Annotated in this window: 12 protein-coding genes; 5 read left to right on the forward strand and 7 right to left on the reverse strand. The window is 44.6% G+C overall.

All coding sequences use genetic code 11. The features are described from left to right. Window positions 1–2: 2 nt before the first annotated feature. On the forward strand, window positions 3–395 hold the full coding sequence (locus R7Z77_RS06910; protein WP_005376765.1) for a GspS/AspS pilotin family protein: 393 nt from the start codon (window positions 3–5) through the stop codon (window positions 393–395). Window positions 396–528: 133 nt separating this feature from the next. Here R7Z77_RS06910 and metE read toward each other — a convergent pair whose 3' ends face one another. Continuing rightward, window positions 529–2811: a 5-methyltetrahydropteroyltriglutamate--homocysteine S-methyltransferase gene (metE, locus tag R7Z77_RS06915; protein ID WP_064354143.1), complete on the reverse strand. Its 2283-nt coding sequence runs from the start codon at window positions 2809–2811 to the stop codon at window positions 529–531. A gap of 281 nt (window positions 2812–3092) precedes the next feature. On the opposite strand from metE, the gene metR reads away from it, so the two are divergent. Then, window positions 3093–4004, forward strand: coding sequence for an HTH-type transcriptional regulator MetR (gene metR / locus R7Z77_RS06920; RefSeq protein WP_054730490.1), 912 nt, complete (start codon window positions 3093–3095; stop codon window positions 4002–4004). Window positions 4005–4025: 21 nt separating this feature from the next. On the opposite strand, the gene R7Z77_RS06925 is transcribed toward metR, so the two are convergent. The 3 genes from R7Z77_RS06925 to R7Z77_RS06935 all read right to left on the reverse strand — a co-directional run bounded on the left by R7Z77_RS06925 (window position 4026) and on the right by R7Z77_RS06935 (window position 7632). After that, window positions 4026–4226 (reverse strand): DUF4250 domain-containing protein, encoded by a 201-nt coding sequence (locus R7Z77_RS06925; RefSeq protein ID WP_005376762.1) that lies wholly within the window; start codon window positions 4224–4226, stop codon window positions 4026–4028. Between the two features lie 152 nt (window positions 4227–4378). After that, a complete protein-coding gene (locus tag R7Z77_RS06930; protein ID WP_064354144.1) occupies window positions 4379–5089 on the reverse strand; it encodes a hypothetical protein in 711 nt (236 codons plus the stop codon). Between the two features lie 86 nt (window positions 5090–5175). Further along, the gene (locus R7Z77_RS06935) at window positions 5176–7632 is read right to left on the reverse strand and encodes an EAL domain-containing protein (protein ID WP_064354145.1); all 2457 of its coding nucleotides are present in this window, start codon (window positions 7630–7632) and stop codon (window positions 5176–5178) included. A gap of 425 nt (window positions 7633–8057) precedes the next feature. Between R7Z77_RS06935 and R7Z77_RS06940 the strand changes: the two genes are divergently transcribed. From R7Z77_RS06940 to R7Z77_RS06950, 3 genes are all read left to right on the forward strand, one after another. Continuing rightward, a complete protein-coding gene (locus R7Z77_RS06940; protein WP_064354146.1) occupies window positions 8058–10391 on the forward strand; it encodes a YgiQ family radical SAM protein in 2334 nt (777 codons plus the stop codon). A 262-nt stretch (window positions 10392–10653) separates the two neighbouring features. Next, the gene (locus tag R7Z77_RS06945; protein ID WP_064354147.1) at window positions 10654–14151 is read left to right on the forward strand and encodes a T6SS effector BTH_I2691 family protein; all 3498 of its coding nucleotides are present in this window, start codon (window positions 10654–10656) and stop codon (window positions 14149–14151) included. Between the two features lie 3 nt (window positions 14152–14154). Then, window positions 14155–15099: a hypothetical protein gene (locus R7Z77_RS06950; protein ID WP_064354148.1), complete on the forward strand. Its 945-nt coding sequence runs from the start codon at window positions 14155–14157 to the stop codon at window positions 15097–15099. 134 nt (window positions 15100–15233) lie between these two features. On the opposite strand, the gene R7Z77_RS06955 is transcribed toward R7Z77_RS06950, so the two are convergent. Genes R7Z77_RS06955 through R7Z77_RS06965 form a run of 3 tightly spaced genes read right to left on the reverse strand, consistent with a single transcriptional unit; the run spans window position 15234 to window position 18104 of the window. After that, window positions 15234–15650, reverse strand: coding sequence for a GtrA family protein (locus R7Z77_RS06955; protein ID WP_064354149.1), 417 nt, complete (start codon window positions 15648–15650; stop codon window positions 15234–15236). A gap of 4 nt (window positions 15651–15654) precedes the next feature. Then, window positions 15655–17061, reverse strand: coding sequence for an ArnT family glycosyltransferase (locus tag R7Z77_RS06960; protein WP_045412049.1), 1407 nt, complete (start codon window positions 17059–17061; stop codon window positions 15655–15657). Window positions 17062–17063: 2 nt separating this feature from the next. Then, window positions 17064–18104: a glycosyltransferase family 2 protein gene (locus tag R7Z77_RS06965; protein ID WP_017820495.1), complete on the reverse strand. Its 1041-nt coding sequence runs from the start codon at window positions 18102–18104 to the stop codon at window positions 17064–17066. Between the last annotated feature and the right edge of the window lie 81 nt (window positions 18105–18185).

Consider the following 18185-nt stretch of genomic DNA (forward strand, 5'->3'; position numbering starts at 1 on the left):
TTATGAAAAAATTACTGTGTCTTTTCTTGGTATTTGGTGCTCTGGCTGGCTGCTCATCAACCGATGATAAGCAGCGCCAACTTGAGCTTATGGCATCAAACCGAGCAGGAGTCTTGTCAGCGGGTCTCCCTTTAGAGTACGGTCCACTGCAAATAATGCGTGTCTCATCCAACAAAAATGTTGTAGAGATGATGATGATTTATAACGATGGCGCACTCGGTGCAAAGCCGTTAAATCAAGTACTGAATACCAGTATCTATACCTACTGCAGCAACCCAGAAGTTCGCAAGCAAATTGATATGGGCTTGATGTATCGTATTAAGGTACGTAATTCTCGCGGTCAGTTGATGGCAGATGAGTTGGTTTCCGCACAGACTTGTACTCAGGTGAAGTAGCTACAGTAATTTTTGTTGCTTTCGGCATGAGACGATGATTCGCTATTATTGGATAATCTGAAAACGAAAGTTAACAATTAAGAATAGAAAAACGGAGACCACAGTCTCCGTTTTTATTTGCTGCAACGATGTGTTACGCCAGCTCAGCACGGAGCTTCTTCGCCGCTGAAACCAGATTTGCCAATGCGGCTTCTGTCTCCTTCCAGTTTCGTGTTTTCAGACCACAATCTGGGTTTACCCACAAACGTTGAGCCGGAATTTTTTCTGCCGCTTTCTTGATTAAACCTTCAATCCATTCTTCCGTAGGAATGTTTGGTGAGTGAATGTCATAAACACCAGGGCCAATTTCGTTCGGGTAATTGAACTCTTCAAATGCTTTCAGCAACTCCATATTCGAGCGAGATGTTTCAATGGTAATGACGTCCGCATCGAGTGCCGCAACCGAATCAATGATTTCATTGAACTCGCTGTAACACATATGAGTGTGAATCTGAGTTTCTGGTTTTGCACTTGCCGCAGAGACCTTAAACGCATTTACGGCCCATTCTAAGTACGCTTTGTGATCGCGTTTTTTTAGTGGTAAACCTTCTCGAATGGCTGGCTCATCAATTTGAATGATATTGATGCCTGCATCTTGCAGGTCAGACACCTCATCACGCAGTGCCAAAGCAAGTTGCTGCGCAATTTCTTGACGTGTGATGTCTTCACGTGGGAACGTCCAACATAAAATCGTTACTGGTCCAGTCAACATGCCTTTCATCTGTTTGCGGGTTAGCGACTGGGCGTACGTCGACCATTCAACCGTGATCGGTTTTTCACGTTCAATGTCAGCAACTACAATGGCAGGTTTCACACAGCGAGAGCCATAACTCTGTACCCAACCAAATTTGGTCGTTTGAAAACCCGCCAAGTTCTCAGCGAAGTATTCCACCATGTCGTTACGCTCTGCTTCACCGTGAACAAGCACATCTAGGTCGAGCGCCTCTTGACGTTTCACTGCGTCAGCAATATGTCCTTTAAGTGCTTGGATATATTCAGACTCAGATAATTGACCTGTACGATAAGCGCTGCGCTGCACCCGGATTTCACCCGTTTGAGGAAAAGAGCCGATTGTCGTTGTTGGCAACAAAGGCAAGCCCAATACTTCAGCTTGATGCGCAGCACGCTCTGCATAAGGTGCGCTGCGCTCGGCAAGTGACGCGGTAATGTTGTTTAAACGCGCTTGTACTTGAGGTTTATTCACATGTGTTGCTGTCTTGCGCGCTTTGATTGGCTGGCTATAGGTATCACAAGCGCGAATCGCATTTTGATCACCATCGAGCGCTCGGCCAAGCAAGGCGACTTCTGCCACTTTTTGTTTTGCAAAGGCAAACCAACTTTTTACTTCTTCGCTCAGTTCTGTTTCCAGTGCTAAATCAACAGGGCTATGTAGCAGAGAACATGAACTGGCAACCCAAAGTTTGTCGCCCAGTTTCTCTTTGACTGGCTGTAGACGCTCGAGTTGGGTACTTAAATCTGAACGCCACACATTACGACCATTCACAACACCAGCAGAAAGCACCCAATCTTCCGGTAACTTGGTAACTACATCGTCAAGCTGCTTAGGGACGGTAGATAAATCGATATGCAAACCATCCACCGGTAACTCTACAATTTTGTCTAGCGTATCGCTTACGGAGTCAAAGTACGTCGTTAGCAGCACTTTTACATCGCTTCGAATCACTTGGTAGGCCAGCTTAAACGAATCAGCCCATTTGCTTTCTAGCTCCAGTGACAAAATTGGCTCATCAATCTGAACCCACTCAACACCTTGACTTGCTAGCTTTGCCAAAATAGCTTGGTAAGCAGTAAGTAAGCGTGGTAGCAGGGTTAAGCGGTCAAACCCTTCTTCGACCTCTTTGCCCAAGTAAAGGTAACTGACTGGGCCAAGCAAAACAGGCTTCACTTGGTGGCCAGCTTGAAGCGCTTCATTGACTTCTTCAAACAGTTGGGGCCAGCTCACTTCAAATGTATCGTCCTTACTGAATTCAGGGACGATGTAATGGTAGTTTGTGTTGAACCATTTGGTCATATCCGATGCCGCAGCGCCCGCACAGCTGCAACCCGCCTGAGATTGACCGCGACCCACTTTAAACAACGTATCCAGGTTAGGGAAACCACCAGCGTGACGCTTTGGCACATGACCCAATAGCAACGTGGTCGTCAGTACATGATCGTACCAAGCGAAATCGCCAGCTGTGGCAAAACTCAGACCAGCATCCGTTTGTGTTTGCCAGTTTTTGGCGCGTAGATCTGCCCCAACCTTTTTAAGCTCAGCTTGATCAATTTCTCCTCGCCAGTATTTCTCCTGAGCGAATTTTAATTCTCTTTTTTCACCAATGCGTGGATAACCTAGTATGTGAGTCGTTGTCGCCATGTCCCTATTCCTTTCTCAATTTTGTTCAATTTGTTTGGATCAGAGCATCTTTCGGTAAAGAATGAGATGTCTGGATGGCTAAACTATCGCTCTCATCTGATATTAGAACAACGTCCATTTATTCAACTTGTTTATTAAAAAAATTCATCATGAAGCGACATGATTCGCAGATAAAAACAACAAATAGACGTCTAGACGTTTACATATCCATTTTTTGTCGTTAAGTTATTTACACGATTGCTATTCTGTTCATAGCGAGCAACAAAGGATGAAAGGAATTCATGATAGAGCTAAAACATTTGCGGACACTCACTTCGCTTCGAGACACTGGCTCTCTAACGGCGACAGCGACCGCTTTGCATCTCACTCAGTCGGCACTGTCTCATCAGATCAAAGATTTGGAGGCGCGAATTGGAGGGCAACTGTTCCTGAGAAAGACTCGTCCGGTGAAGTTCACTTCAGAGGGAGAAATCCTATTGCGTCTTGCAGAAGATATCCTTCCGAAACTCGCAAGAGCAGAAAATGATTTAGCGAGCTTGAAAGAAGACGTCAATGGCCGATTACATATGGCCATTGAATGTCACTCTTGCTTCCAATGGCTAATGCCTGCACTTAGGGAGTACCAACTTGCTTGGCCTAGCGTAACATTGGACTTTTCCTCTGGTTTTGGCTTTGAACCACTCCCAGCTTTATTGGCAGGCGAACTCGATCTTGTTATTACTTCCGATATCCAACCTCGATCTGAAGTCCACTACGAGCCTCTATTCGACTTTGAAATGCGTTTAATTACCGCAACCAACCACCCATTGGCGGAAAAAGAAATTATTGATCCGCAAGATCTCGCAGATCAAACCATGCTCTCTTATCCTGTTCAAAAACAGAGGCTAGACGTCGTAAAACACTTTCTTCAGCCAGCAGGAATAGAACCTGCGAAATGGAAGCAAGCCGACAATACTCTCATGTTAGTTCAGATGGTCTCTGCTGGATTAGGGGTGGCGGCACTACCCAATTGGGCGATTTCTGAATTTTCTCGCCAAGGTCTTATTACCAGTAAACCTTTCGGCCAAGGCTTATGGCGTCGCTTGTTTGCAGCAACGCGTCACTCAGAGAGAGAGAAGCGTTACTTGCAAGCTTTTTTCGCAACCGCGAGGCTACAATGTAAAAGCCACCTTGACGGAATCAAGGTGGCTTAAAATATTTGGGTTATGAAAGGCTTAGCGTTGATATGCTTTAAATTGGTTAGTCAATGGATCGTACTGATAACCGAGCATATCAAGCTTGCCGACTACAGACTCTACATCCATCTCATACACTGATACTAACTCGTCAAAACTGTCGCACTCTAAACGTAGCTTTTCGTTGACGATACCTAGCAAAATAGTGCTGTCCAGATTACCTACATTGCTTAAATCCATCGCGACTCTCCTCTTCGACAAGGTATATAAACAAGCGTAGTAGTAATCACGCGAATTTAAAGTGAGTGAGATCTAAAACGTGATCACCTTATACCCAAGCACCAAGAAAGCACTTGGATATAAGCCGTCTAACTTTGTCTTTAGATTAGAGGTCAAGCCGCGAGAGAGAATAAACCTTGCAGGCTCGTCATCGACGCGAGTGCTAGCAACAAAGCTACGCTCAGTTGCACCTTTTCTGGTTTCTTATGCGTAAAAATATGCCAACACCACACGATAATTGAAGAAATTAGCATAGCTAAAGACAGCAAGATTGGCTGTGTTGCAGCGTTCAGTGCAGCTTCATTTAACTGGTAAGAAGCAAACAACGTTGCGATGACTAATAGCATTCCAGACACAATGCCAGTAACTGGTAAAATGCGGTGAAATGCCTGTAATCTGCTGCGAGCTATCGTAAGCAGCAATTGAGAAAATGACGCCCCAAGGAAAAATATCATTAGCGCCATCGCTATCGATGCTGGCCAGCTTGATTGCTCAAATACCTGAATACTTACATACGCAAAGGCCAAACCATTCGCTAAATGCATCGCCCATAGTGGCCCTTTTTCACGCGTTTTCTTGGTTTGAACCTGAGAATAGAAGTAGAAAATAGCAAACACGATCATAAATGCTTCAATGCGAAGTGACGCAACAGCGAGCCACAATACAGCTACTGCTGGCAACATTTTATGAAGACGTCCTCGCTGACCAGGACAAATATCGCCCTTGATTAGAAGCAAAGTCAGTAGCGCTTGTGCGCCAAATAGCATCGGAGGGAAAGTAACCAGCAATTGTTGAATCATGTTGAATGCACGCTCAAAAGTCATTTTGGGGGGCGATAATATCAAATCAACTATCGCCAAACCACCGAAAGTCGGCCCCCAAATGAGCTAAAACGGTAAGACAATTTTATTCACAGAGAAGCAAGATACTTCAACGCGTCTTCCTGCGTTAAAACTCCACGGTACTCTTCTTTGGTATTACACAGTACCCAAGGGAAACGAATCCCGATTTTAACCAACTCTCGAATAACAGAGACAGGTAAATCCTCATCAACCAACACAAATTCGGTGCTCATTATCTGATTAACAGGACGTTTCCAAATTCGGCTTTCTCGTTCAGTTTCTCGCTCTGTTCCCATCGAAGGCGTTAGGTGTAAATTCACTGTCTCTTTCGTAATTAACCCAACACAACGATTTTCATTGAGAACAACTAAAGGCAAGCTTGGATTCAAATTCATGTACTCCACTGCCAAGGAGAGCGGTTCTCCAGGGTCCATAGACCTGACTTGTTCATGGCTCACAGATTGCAACACATCACTTTGCTTAGACTCAATCGCGATGTCAGAGAACAGATGCTCATAACTGTCCGCTTTATCCATCAAATCGACAGGCACGGCAGCAGAAAATAGAAAGCCCTGCATGTAATCGACACCGATTTCTGCCAATACTTGAAGTTCTTGCTTAGATTCCACGCCTTCAGCAACCACTTTTACATTCATTTGCTGTGCAAGCTCGGTGACCATTTTCACAATGTTATAGCTGGTGCTCCCTTTATGAATGTTCTTAACGAATTTTCGGTCTATTTTCAGTAAATCAAACTGCCCTTTTTCTAGATAAGAAAAAGAAGAATACCCAGTACCGAAGTCATCAATCGCGATCTCAATGCCCTCTTTCCGCACTTCCTCTAGAGCTCGAGTATGCTCCTCATCTTGTTCAAAATACGCGGTTTCTGTTAGCTCGATAGTTACTCGCTTAGGGTCTACACCACTGGCTTTAATCAAATCATGCGACCGCTGAAGGATCTGAAGAGAATCCAATTTCGTATTGAGGGAGCGATTGATGGTCACGCCCACTTCCTCGCCATAAATTTCTTGTAAGCGCGGAAAGTGCTTCAACGCAGCTTGGCAGACCACATCATCAAGTGCCGCTATGAGTTCTAGATCTTCAATAATAGCGATCATCTTTTGCGTACAATACGCATCATTTTCATCATAGAAGCGTGCGAGAGCCTCGAACTTAACCACGCTTCCGGTTTGAACGTCGATAATCGGTTGAAAGTAAACGTCCACTAGCCCACTCTCTATTTGCGCCTCCAAAAACGCCTCGAGATGTTGGCGCTTCACTAATTCAGAGTGAAGTTCACTGTCGTAAAAGTTGAAATAGCTGCCTTCACCGGAAATAGAGGACAACATTGCTTGCGCTGCATGTGCTAGCGCTTGTCTTGGTCGGTTCGTATCATAGCCAAGGATTGACACACCAGTTTGGCCTTTAACGATAGTGGCATGCATTTTTGTGCCCATTTCATTTCTAAGCTCATTAAAGAACCCTTTCATGGCAATTTGGATCAAACGAACCGGGCTCAACCATTGACAATGAGGGGTCTGCAAGCATACGACAAACACATCCCGAGATAACTGCCCCGCAATACTGGTGTAGCGACTTCGCATAATAAAATCTGCAAAACCTAATTGCTGTTCAAGCAAGTATCTCTCCGAAAACTTGGGTCTTAGTGTCATAACAATGTTGAGTTCTTTATTTCTGCTTTCATTCGCTAAGGTAGCTAATTGGAGTTCAAATTCTTTCCTCGTCGGTAAAAAGGCAGCCCAATCATGCTGTTGTTCACAACGATTTTTCATCCACAACAACGAAGCAGAAATATCCGTAGAAAATCCGAGATAAAGAATTCGTCCAGAGTGAAACGTAAGTCGGTAAATACAAAGATGATGAGCTTGGTTGCTACCGTTTGCTGTTTTGCTCAGCAAGTTACCACACCAACATCCTTCATCATTAATTTGCTGCCACAGCTGATCATAAAACGCTTGGCTATGGTGAGAGGTACTGAATATATGAGTTTTAAGCCCAACCAGATCTCGGTTTTGATAGCCCATTTGTAACTCAAAGGCACGGTTACAACCTAAAATGCGCGTATCTTCATCGGCAACTAAAACGCCTACATTTGGCAAATCAAAAATCGTTTCGAGAATTTTCGCTAACTCCTCGCAACCAGTGATTGTTAATTGTGGAATGATAGTGCCTTGGATAATGCGCTTATTGAGCCTTTCAAAACTAATAGTAACGTGCACTAAGTTAACGTTTTTTAGCATCATGCAACAAGAAAACCGCCCCCGTCCGCCAAAGAGTTCCACTTCTAGAATTCGTTGTTTTAGCGTTTCTTGTTGCCCCATCAGCATATGATCAAACAAGTTATTTAGGCTGGTTACTGGCGTACTTATCCCAAATGCCTTTGCCATTCCTTGCTGATCACATTCGAACTCGCGAGTATCAATATCGTAAGACCACTCTATAACAGGAGTTAGACTGGAAGTCGTTTGCATTTTTGGATGCACTGTTGTCGTAGATTCACTCATACCCTAGCCCCTTTTTTTGTAATTAGCCCAAGGCTCAAAATTCACAGTCAATTCGCGACATTCCAGTTGGGACCTGCCGATCCTCTTTATAGATGGATTGTGTCAACGATAAGCCTATCGACTTAGAACTATTTCCAGAGCAGCTCAGCCTTTTGTATTTAATATGCACCAATTTGATTATAGGCTTTACCCCATATAAGCACACCATTGCTTATGCTTTGTATTAAGATTGCGACATTTTTCATGAACCGATCTATAACCATGAGGCTTTCAAGGTGAAATTAGACAGAAAATCGCCGATAGAGCATTGATATTTTTACAAACCAAATAAAACTCGATGAACTAAGCTTGAATAGATGAGTTTGTTATAGATACCTGATAATCAAATCGCTATAATTCGCGCTCCCTGGAACAGAGAGCAAAATATGACCAATAACATCACTCCTATTCATGAGTACAAAAAATACTGGGCAGAGTGTTTTGGTACGGCACCTTTCTTGCCGACCAGTCGCAAAGAAATGGATGCCCTAGGATGGGATAGCTGTGACATTATCATTGTAACCGGTGACGCTTATGTGGATCACCCAAGCTTTGGTATGGCTATCATTGGCCGCCTGCTAGAAGCACAAGGTTTCCGTGTCGGTATCATTGCTCAACCAGAATGGCAAAATAAAGATGCGTTCATGCAACTTGGTAAGCCAAATCTGTTCTTCGGGATCACTGCGGGTAACATGGACTCCATGATCAACCGTTACACCGCGGATAAAAAGCTTCGTCACGATGACGCGTACACACCGAATAACGAAGGTGGTAAACGCCCAGACCGAGCAACGTTGGTTTACTCTCAACGTTGTCGTGAGGCATACAAAGAAGTACCTATTGTTTTAGGTGGTATCGAAGCTAGCCTACGCCGTGTTGCACACTACGATTACTGGTCAGATAAAGTTCGCCGTTCTGTACTGTTTGATGCAAAAGCAGACATCCTACTTTTTGGTAACGCAGAGCGCGCACTTGTCGAAGTAGCACATCGCATCGCAAACGGCGAAGACATCAGCACCATGACCAATATTCGTGGTACTGCCGTGAACTTGCCAGCTGCACCAGAAGGCTACACGGTTATTGATTCTTCTCGCATTGAAAAACCTCGTAAAGAAGCGTTCGTACCAAAGAACCCGTACGAAGTAGAAACTCAGTGTGAAACTAAAAAAGACGAGCCAGTTGCACAACCAATCACAATTCGCCCATCACGCCACGATGCTGCGACGACTGCGGTCCGTTTACCTTCGTTTGAAAAGCTAAGAAACGATCGCATTCTTTATGCGCATGCAAGCCGTGTACTGCATTTAGAAACGAACCCGTACTCTGGTCGAGCGTTACTTCAAAGCCATGGTGATCGTGAACTTTGGGTAAACCAAGCTCCAATTCCATTGACGACCGAAGAGATGGACTTTGTGTTTGGCCTGCCTTACGCGCGTGTTCCTCATCCTATGTACGGCAAAGCAAAAATTCCTGCGTACGACATGATCAAGACGTCTGTGAACATCATGCGTGGTTGCTTTGGTGGCTGTTCTTTCTGTTCGATTACCGAGCATGAAGGTCGAATCATTCAAAACCGTTCGAAAGAGTCTATCATCAACGAGATTGAAGAAATTCGCGACAAAGTTCCAGGCTTTACCGGCACAATTTCCGATCTTGGTGGCCCGACTGCAAACATGTACCGCCTGGGCTGTAAAGATCCAAAAGCGGAAGCGAACTGTCGTCGTCCTTCTTGTGTATTCCCGGGCATCTGTAACAAGCTAAACACAGACCACAAACACACGATCGATTTATACCGCGAAGCGCGTAAAGTTGAAGGCGTGAAGAAAGTGATGGTTGCATCTGGCGTACGTTACGACCTTGCGATTGAATCACCAGAATACGTGAAAGAGCTCGTGACTCACCACGTAGGCGGTTACTTGAAGATTGCACCGGAACATACAGAGAAAGGTCCTCTTGATCTGATGATGAAGCCAGGCATGGGTACGTACGATCGCTTTAAAGAGATGTTCGAGAAATACAGTGCAGAAGCAGGCAAGAAGCAGTACTTAATCCCTTATTTTATCTCTGCGCACCCAGGCACAGAAGACGAAGACATGCTGAACCTTGCTCTGTGGCTGAAAAAGAACAACTTCGAATGTGACCAAGTACAAAACTTCTACCCTTCGCCAATGTGTAACGCAACGTCGATGTACTACTCAGAGACAAACCCTCTGAAACGCGTGAAGTACAAAAAACGTGAAGATGTACCTGTAGCAAAAGGTGAACGTCAACGTCGCCTGCATAAAGCGCTGTTGCGTTATCACGATCCAGCAAACTGGCCAATGATCCGTGAAGCCCTAGTCAGTATGGGTAAAAAACATTTGATCGGTGACAAACAAGGCTGTCTCGTTCCTGCGGAAGACATTGAAGCACAAACACCTGCGCAACGTCGTAAATCTGGTCGTCACGGGGCAAACCGCTTTGCAACCAAACATACCAAAAACCAACCAGGCTTCGGTGGTCATTTGAACAAACGTTCTGAAGGCGGTTCAAAAGATGGTAAACCATCTGGCAACCGTAACGGTTCGGGTAAAGCTACAGGTGGTCAACGCCCTGCAAGCAACGGCCAACGTCCTAGCGGCAACGGTGCAAACCGCCCGGCAGGTAGCAAGCCGCAAGGCCAAGGTCGCCCACAAGGACAAAGCAAACCAGCTGGTCAACGTAAACCAAAGCGTCGCTAACTCTTTAGCACTTAAATACTAGAAAGGGCTCCAGAGGTAACTCTGGAGCCCTTTTGTTTTGTCGGCTCATTGAGGCATCACTCACAACTAAAACTTTGATTCAATCAATACAAAAAATGGTAAACACCAACCAACTTATTGGAAAAACAAACAATTATTTGATTGACGCAAAACCATAAAAATCTAACTCATTGATTTTTAATTGCTTTATTTTGGTGCGATATTTGCGTAATAGAATAAAACTCTTAAACATGGGCTAACGATGAATAATCCACTTCCCCCAAAAACTTCTATGTTCTGGTATGACAACAGCTATACCTATGAGGAGGCCGTTCAGGCATTTGAAAGCGATGGTACACTGAAATCGCTGAATATCGTTCCAACCACGGAATCCGATGATCTTGCTGGCTCACCCCCAGAGCGCAGTATGTTTTGGGAGGGAGAAACAAAAAAAATCGATCCGCCACCGCCGTCTGAACCAGAGCCTCTCAATTTAAAAACTGAGAAAGAAGCAACGGAAGCATCACCTGCGCACTTTATCCCAGTCCGCTATGCCATCGATCAGCTAGAAACAGAAGAGACACAACCTTTTGGTTTGCCTGAAGAATGGAAAGGGCAAGGCCCAGCCAAACTCAATACCGTTGGTTACACCCTGCGTCAACTGCGCGACGGTTGGCTGTATGTCTATGATGCAATCAACAAAAGCTTAGACGAATACGAAATCAAAGGAACGCAATTCACGCTCTATAAGTTGGGAGAATCAGAAAGCCCAAAATCAGAGCAGCGTGGGACACCACAAGATGCAAAGCCCTTTCTTACTTACGTCAACGGAAGCGTACTATCGATTTGCTTCTCTGAGCACCGCTGGACATGGCACACGTTCATGCGCGTACTTAACAATCCGAGTAATCATATCGATCGCATGCAAACCATTGTTCTATCCTCAAACGAGAATCAGCACAACATTGCACCAATTGATAAGTTAACCCAAGTCGCTGATATTGAATCTTCTGCCGTCGATGATGGTCGCTTTGCGGATTCTGGCATCGCCACCAAAGCAGATGAAGATGGTTCTGTTTTTAAACCTGTCGCAGTCGAAAGCGATTTAACCTCTGCGATTCCAGAAGAAGAATCAGGCAACTTCGTCGCGATAAAAGATTACGCCGCAGACATTCAAGATATGTCACTGCATTTTGTTGGTGCCGCAAGCCCTTACCGCCTTTTCACTGACCAGTTTTCAAACCAGTGGAACTTGATGCAGACCGCCATGCAACTGTGTATGTTTGGTGCAAGTGACGAGATAGACATGCCAGCTAGCGTTAAGCGTAACGGCGAAGAGCTGTCGTTTTATACCGACATGGCTGACTATTATGACTCTTCTCACCAACTTGATTTGGCAGAGCAGAACAAAAGCTCAGTTCAGTCCGGCTATCCTGCTAAATTTTCCGCTGGAGCGATTGAATCACACCAACATACCCAAAGTGACATTGCTAAAGCGATACAGGACAAATATCGAATTTCTGCGAGCCGTTTTGGTAAATACGAACAATGGATAGCGACTGAACGCTGGCGTCAGCAGCTCAACTGGAAGCAAATGCTGAGCGAGATGCAAGAGCTGTCAGAGCAAAAAGAAACCATGCTAGCCCAAGTGGTTTCGGTCAAACGCGACTTTATCGCAGTAATGGAGTCCTTAACACCTCATCATCTTGAGAGAACCTTCGACCTATACAGCGAAGACACGCAGTACAGCTTGTATCAACTGCACAAGCAAGCCGTTGAGTCATTTACTCTGGTGATGCAAGAAGAAGACCGCCAATGGGCTGAAAGCCAATGGGAAAGACCAACCAGTTTACTTGCTCTCTATGCCTCTGGGTTTAGTCGTAGTTTATTTAAAGTGATGGAGAAGAATATTACAGAGGCGCTTGATGAACAGTCGATCGTCTCAGAAAATCCTGATCCTGATAATCAGTTGATGGACCAGATATCTGATACCAGCAACCGCGTGAATATATACTCTAAGATCATGGACTTTGTTTCCAACCCAAACACTGCGGAAACAGCCTTTCTCAAAGATATCGCCAAAGGTTTCCAAGAGCTGGATATTATTTTTAAATCTGCAATAGGTGCGCTTGCAAAAGGCGTTGTAGAGTTTGGTGTTAGCATGACCTCACAAGTATCAATTTCGCTGATGCCTGTTTTCGCTAAACCTCTGAACCGTCATAGCTATTATTTATTTGCCGTTATTGCAGAACATATGGCACACAATATGCCCGTAACAATAAAAGAAGGTTACGCTCACGATTTTAAAAAATGGAAAACACGCGTAAATGATTATCTGATTAAGCTCGAAAAAAACGATGCAATCATTGCTGACTTCCAGAAAAATAACCGCAAAGCTGACTCTAAATACACAACAGCTTTAGAAAATAGAAAGACTATTAAGAAGGCTCTCGCTGTAGCTACATTGGAGTACCCGCAGTACATTGAGTTACCTGATGATCTACCTCAAAGAACCATCGAGCTTAGAACGCGGATCGTGATGAATAAGCTCAATGACTTGAATAAACTGTTCGAGAATGCCGGTGGTCTAGGCTTTCTGGCATTAGTATTTAACTGCATCGCGCTTGGTGATGCCATGAGCAGTATCCAAGACACAGGGTTAACATCCTCAGATGAATTTTTAGATATTCAGCAAAAGCTTTTTTATACAGCAAACGCTTGGACGGGTATTCGTACGGGTAAGTATTGGGATAAGGTTAAGGGAAGTGACGAACTCAGAGAGCACTCGCTAAAAACTCTAAAAAAGTTAGTAGATCGAAATACAAAAGGCTTTGAAAACCTGATTCTTGATGACTTAAAAGTATTTAATAAATGGCTTGCGATTACAGGGGCTTTAGGAGCGCTGGCTTCAGGTATTGAGGCTTACCGTTCTTGGCAGAGTATCGATAACGTTTATGGCCTCGAAAGCAAATTATATTTAGCGAATACCGTAACACTTGGTTTAACTGGTGCGATTGGTGCGTTTCAGTTCTTAGGAGCCTCTACTGGTACTTTTTCGACTAACTTGCTTTTTGGTGGCCCGGTAACGGCAGCTTTAGTTATTCTTACAGTTACATACTTAGCCATCAATTATAAGTTGAATAAACTGAAACAAGATGATTTCCAAAAATGGTTAGATAAACTGCCTTGGGGTTATCACCCTGCTCGCACTCAGTGGAGCCAATCTTCGAGCTTGCCCGAAAGAGAGAAGCATAATTCAGCATTAGTGCAGCAAGCGCTGTTTGACTTACAATCTATTATTCAACAGCCTACGATATACCATCAACCTATTGAAAATATACAGGCTTATCCAGGCTATACACATCGTGAGTTAGTTGGCTTGGAAGTGCATATTCAGCTGCCACGGCGCGCTGCAACGAATGGTATTATGGTGAGTACTAACAGCAAGGCAACAGAAGATGATTTGACGTCCGGCTCGTGGCATCAAAACGCAGATTTAGTCACTCTTAAAACTCAAGACCTAGCTAGTGCCGAATTGGTGGTGTACAAGGTAGCATTGCCAATCACAGAAGTAGACCATTACCTTGCAATGCAAGTGGTGTACGATACGGAAGATGATGCTCCATCAAAGCGTGAGTATTGGTTCCAAAATAGCGTAAAACAGAGTGCAACTTATCGCGTGATTTCAGACAATACCAAACAAAATATCATTAAAAAATCACTCACCACCGTTGTTGGCACATTAGGTTTTAAGGAGTAACCCTTGGCATATTCACCATTTTATATCACTCCAGAAGAGTTGGCAGTTTATCAAGAGGCACAAGAGCAAGAAATACTCGCAGGCGATAACGTCAGAACATGGCATAAGTATGATGTAGAGGAACCATTTCGCTATTACTTTAAACTTTTTGCGTTTCCATTTGTGATCGCTCCATTCCTATTAACTTTGTTTATACATACGAGTGACACGGTTGACGTAACTATTTTTTCTTTTATTTTATCGGTGATGGTGTCTGGAGCCTTTTACCTTACGATTGGCCTCGACTATCGCTATGACTATATTTTTTCTGACAAAGGCTTTGTGATGAAGAAACGTCGCAACATGCCTAAGTGGGTGAATACCGCCACGCAAGCCGTTGGCTGGATAGGTGCAGTGGTATGTGTGGTGATGGTAGCGATGGTTGGCCCGATGGCGTTAGCAGGTGCAGGTGCTTTTATATTAGTCTCCTTTAAAATGCTTAAACGCCAACCAGATGAACCAACAGAAGTGAGAATTGGAGAGCGTGAGGATTGGCTGTTTGCGGACTACAATAAAAAAAGGAAAGTGATCCAGTTCTATTTTAAGCATGACATATGCAGATATCGAGATACTGCTCATAAGACTATCTTTCGCTCACAAGATAGATCAGATTGTTATGTTTTCTTTAAAACTGAAGCGGATTTAGAATCCATGGTCACACAACTGTCAGAGGTCTACAAACTGGATTGTAAAGAGGTCGATGATCATAAAAAGCTGTTTGAAGCAAAGCCAGAATCAAGGCTCTTTAGTATTCCAGTTTGTAGTAGAGAATATCAAACCGAAGAGGTATTTGATTTAAGGGCGTCAAATGCCCCACTTCCTGAGCGTGAATACCTTTACAACGGCAAGTGGCAAACGGAATCTGAAATCGAACAATCAAAATCTGAACTAACGGCAGCCAAGGTATAAACCTTGGCTTGTTTACCTTTTTACATCCCCCCATGAAAAGCTTTAGATTTACTCTGATGTACAAAAAGAAAAATTGGTTCAAATAACGAATTTTTAACTCGAGGATAGGATAGTAAGCCCGAACCTTTCTATCCTCAACTAAACACCCATTTTGCACTGAGTAAATAGTTACTCACCATGCCTACCAATATGCCTAAGATCAAAGCCAAATAGACCATCACTCCTTGCGTCCCTAACGAGAGCGTTACGCCTTTGAACACAATAAAGTTCGGCAAAGCACTGATACAGGCACTCGCCATAAATTTTTGCCATTGAGCGAAAGGGTTGGTTTTTTCTGCTTGAGAGAAAGTCAGCCAGCGATTGCCACGCCAAGTCGTGGTTGCCGCAAACAAAAATGCTATCCCACGAGCCAGCATCAACTCCAGACCAAGCCAATGGAACAACACAGAAAAGATAAGGGTGTCGACCATAAAGCCGACACCACCTACTAGAGCAAACCTTGTTAACGAAGCAAACCTTTCCAGCGAAGCAAATTTTGGTAATTTGCCCATTCCGCTATCCAACCACACAGGTGTAGAGTGAGCGTTTCGATTTTGCTGTGAACTCGTTGGTACAACTCAACGCATTTTCATGAATCATGCTATCCACTTGCTGCGATTTACCAATCAGGTGGAATTTCTTCAGATTGTTTAAGTCATTCTTATCTTCAAGCTTTTTCGCCTGACCATGACTATAGAACTGACCTGAGAACGGGCGCTTACCAATGTAAAAGACCGGAGCGTTGTCATTAATTTGCGCGAAGATTATACGGTCGCTGCGGCTATCTGCTTTGCCCATATTCAAAACCAACATCGCAATCATAAGCAGGGCTGGCAACACCGCTGCCGTTCCGGTCAACCATTTGAAATCGTGTTTATCCACCAGCATTGCAATCAAAATACCCAACGCAGGCACACCCGGTAATACGTAAGCAGGCAGAATATTCCCAGCCATGGTGAACAAGATCATTGGAGAAATCAGCCAACACATCAGGAAGCTAAACAAACCTTGATGATCGGTTTCAATAGCTTTGAGTACCTTACGACGTTTCCAAGCCAAGATAGGCAATACAATTGACCAAGGCGCAGCCGATTGCAGCCAGAATACCCAGATCATCCCACGTGGTTGATCATGAGCAGAGCCATACAGGTCCCCTTCCCAACCGCTGACAACAAAACGCTTGAAGTGCTCGCCAACAATGAAGTAATCAATAAATCCAGGCGTCGCCATTTCTGCCATGATGTACCAAGGCAGAGCAATCGCCAGCATAAGCGCCAAACCCGATACAATTGGAAAACGCTGCCACAAGGCTTTGAAGGCACCGAAGAAACCATGCTGAATCACAAGCCAAGGAAACACTGCGATGCCCATGATCACGATCGCCACTGGACCTTTTGCTAATAATCCACAAGCCAAACCAAAGAAACCGAGGTAACCCCACAATCGGCTGTGTTTGTCTTTGCCAAGCCAGCAGTAGTAAAAGCCGACCATCGCCATCGTCATTGCCAACGTCAGCGCCATGTCTGTCATCACCGCACCCGCAGCAATTGAAAAGATGCCACACGTCGCCAGTACCAACGCTGCGATGACTGCATTAAAGCCAGCGCGATGCGCCATGAAAGCAACAAAAACAATCGTCGCAACACCCGCTAACCAATGAGGCGCGCGCACTGCAAATTCATTCAATCCAAACAGCTCAATGCCGTAAGCACTCATCCAAGTGAACAGGGGTGGTTTCCCCCAAAAAGGCACGCCGTAATCAAACTGTGGGGTAAGCCAATTGCCTGTTTCCACCATTAAACGCGCCATTTCACCGTAGCGGGCTTCTGTGGTGTCCATCAAAGGGTAGGCAGCAAGTGAAATAAGACGAAGTAAAAGAGCAAACGCCAACAACAACCACAGATGGGTTTTATTAATACTCATGATTACGCGGTTTCTCCCAGTTTAAACTTCATGGTTTGGATGGATTGATGTTTTGCAGGCTGCTCGTAAACAGACTGAACAAGATAAAGAGGACGTTGCTTGGTCTCGACAAAAATGCGACCAATGTATTCACCCAAAAGGCCAATCGACAGCAGTTGCACACCGCCCAAGGCAAGTTGGACGACCATCATGGATGGGTAGCCAGTGACAGGCTCACCAAACACTACGGTTTTCATCACTATGAATGCGCCATAGATAAAGGCACTGAACGCCACTAACGCACCAGCAAGTGTCGCTAAGCGCAAAGGACGAATGGAAAACGAGGTAATGCCGTCCATTGCAAGGCCAATTAGCTTGAGGTAGTTCCATTTGGTTTCACCACAAAAACGAGCATCACGCTCAAACTGAACCGTCACTTGCTTGAAACCCGGCCAAGAAAAAATGCCTTTCATATATCGGTTACGTTCTGGCAGCGCATTGATGTGTTTAACCACTTTTGCGCTCAGTAGACGGAAATCGCCCACGTTCTCCGGCACATCCAATTTCGCCATGCTATTAAGCACTTTGTAAAAGCAAGCGGCCGAGAAGCGTTTGAACCAGGTTTCACCGTGGCGTTCACTGCGCTGCATGTTCACCACGTCATAACCTTCACGCCATTTTGATACCATTTGCGGGATCAACTCCGGTGGGTCTTGCAAGTCGGCATCAATCACAATCACCGCTTCACCTTGGCAGTGTTCCAGACCCGCACTCATGGCGGACTCTTTGCCAAAGTTACGGCTTAATGCAATACAACGAACGTCGCTAGAAGATTGAGAAAAGTTTTGCGCGATCATTAGGCTGTCATCTTTGCTGCCGTCGTCGACATAGACGATTTCGCAATGTTCTGGCATTTCATCCAAAACGGCGGCTAAACGACGATGAAATTCAGTCAAGACTTCTTGCTCGTTAAAGAATGGCACCACAACAGACAAAACTGTTTTAGGCTCAGTGTGTTGGCTCACCTTTGAAAAGGTTGCAGCGTGAATGTTGAAGGTTGACATGCTACTCTTCCACTAAATCCGATGAATGAATCCAGTCTACAAACATCAACGTGAAAGAGATGTTATTGACATCTTTTTCAC

Source organism: Vibrio sp. 1401 (assembly GCF_033340295.1).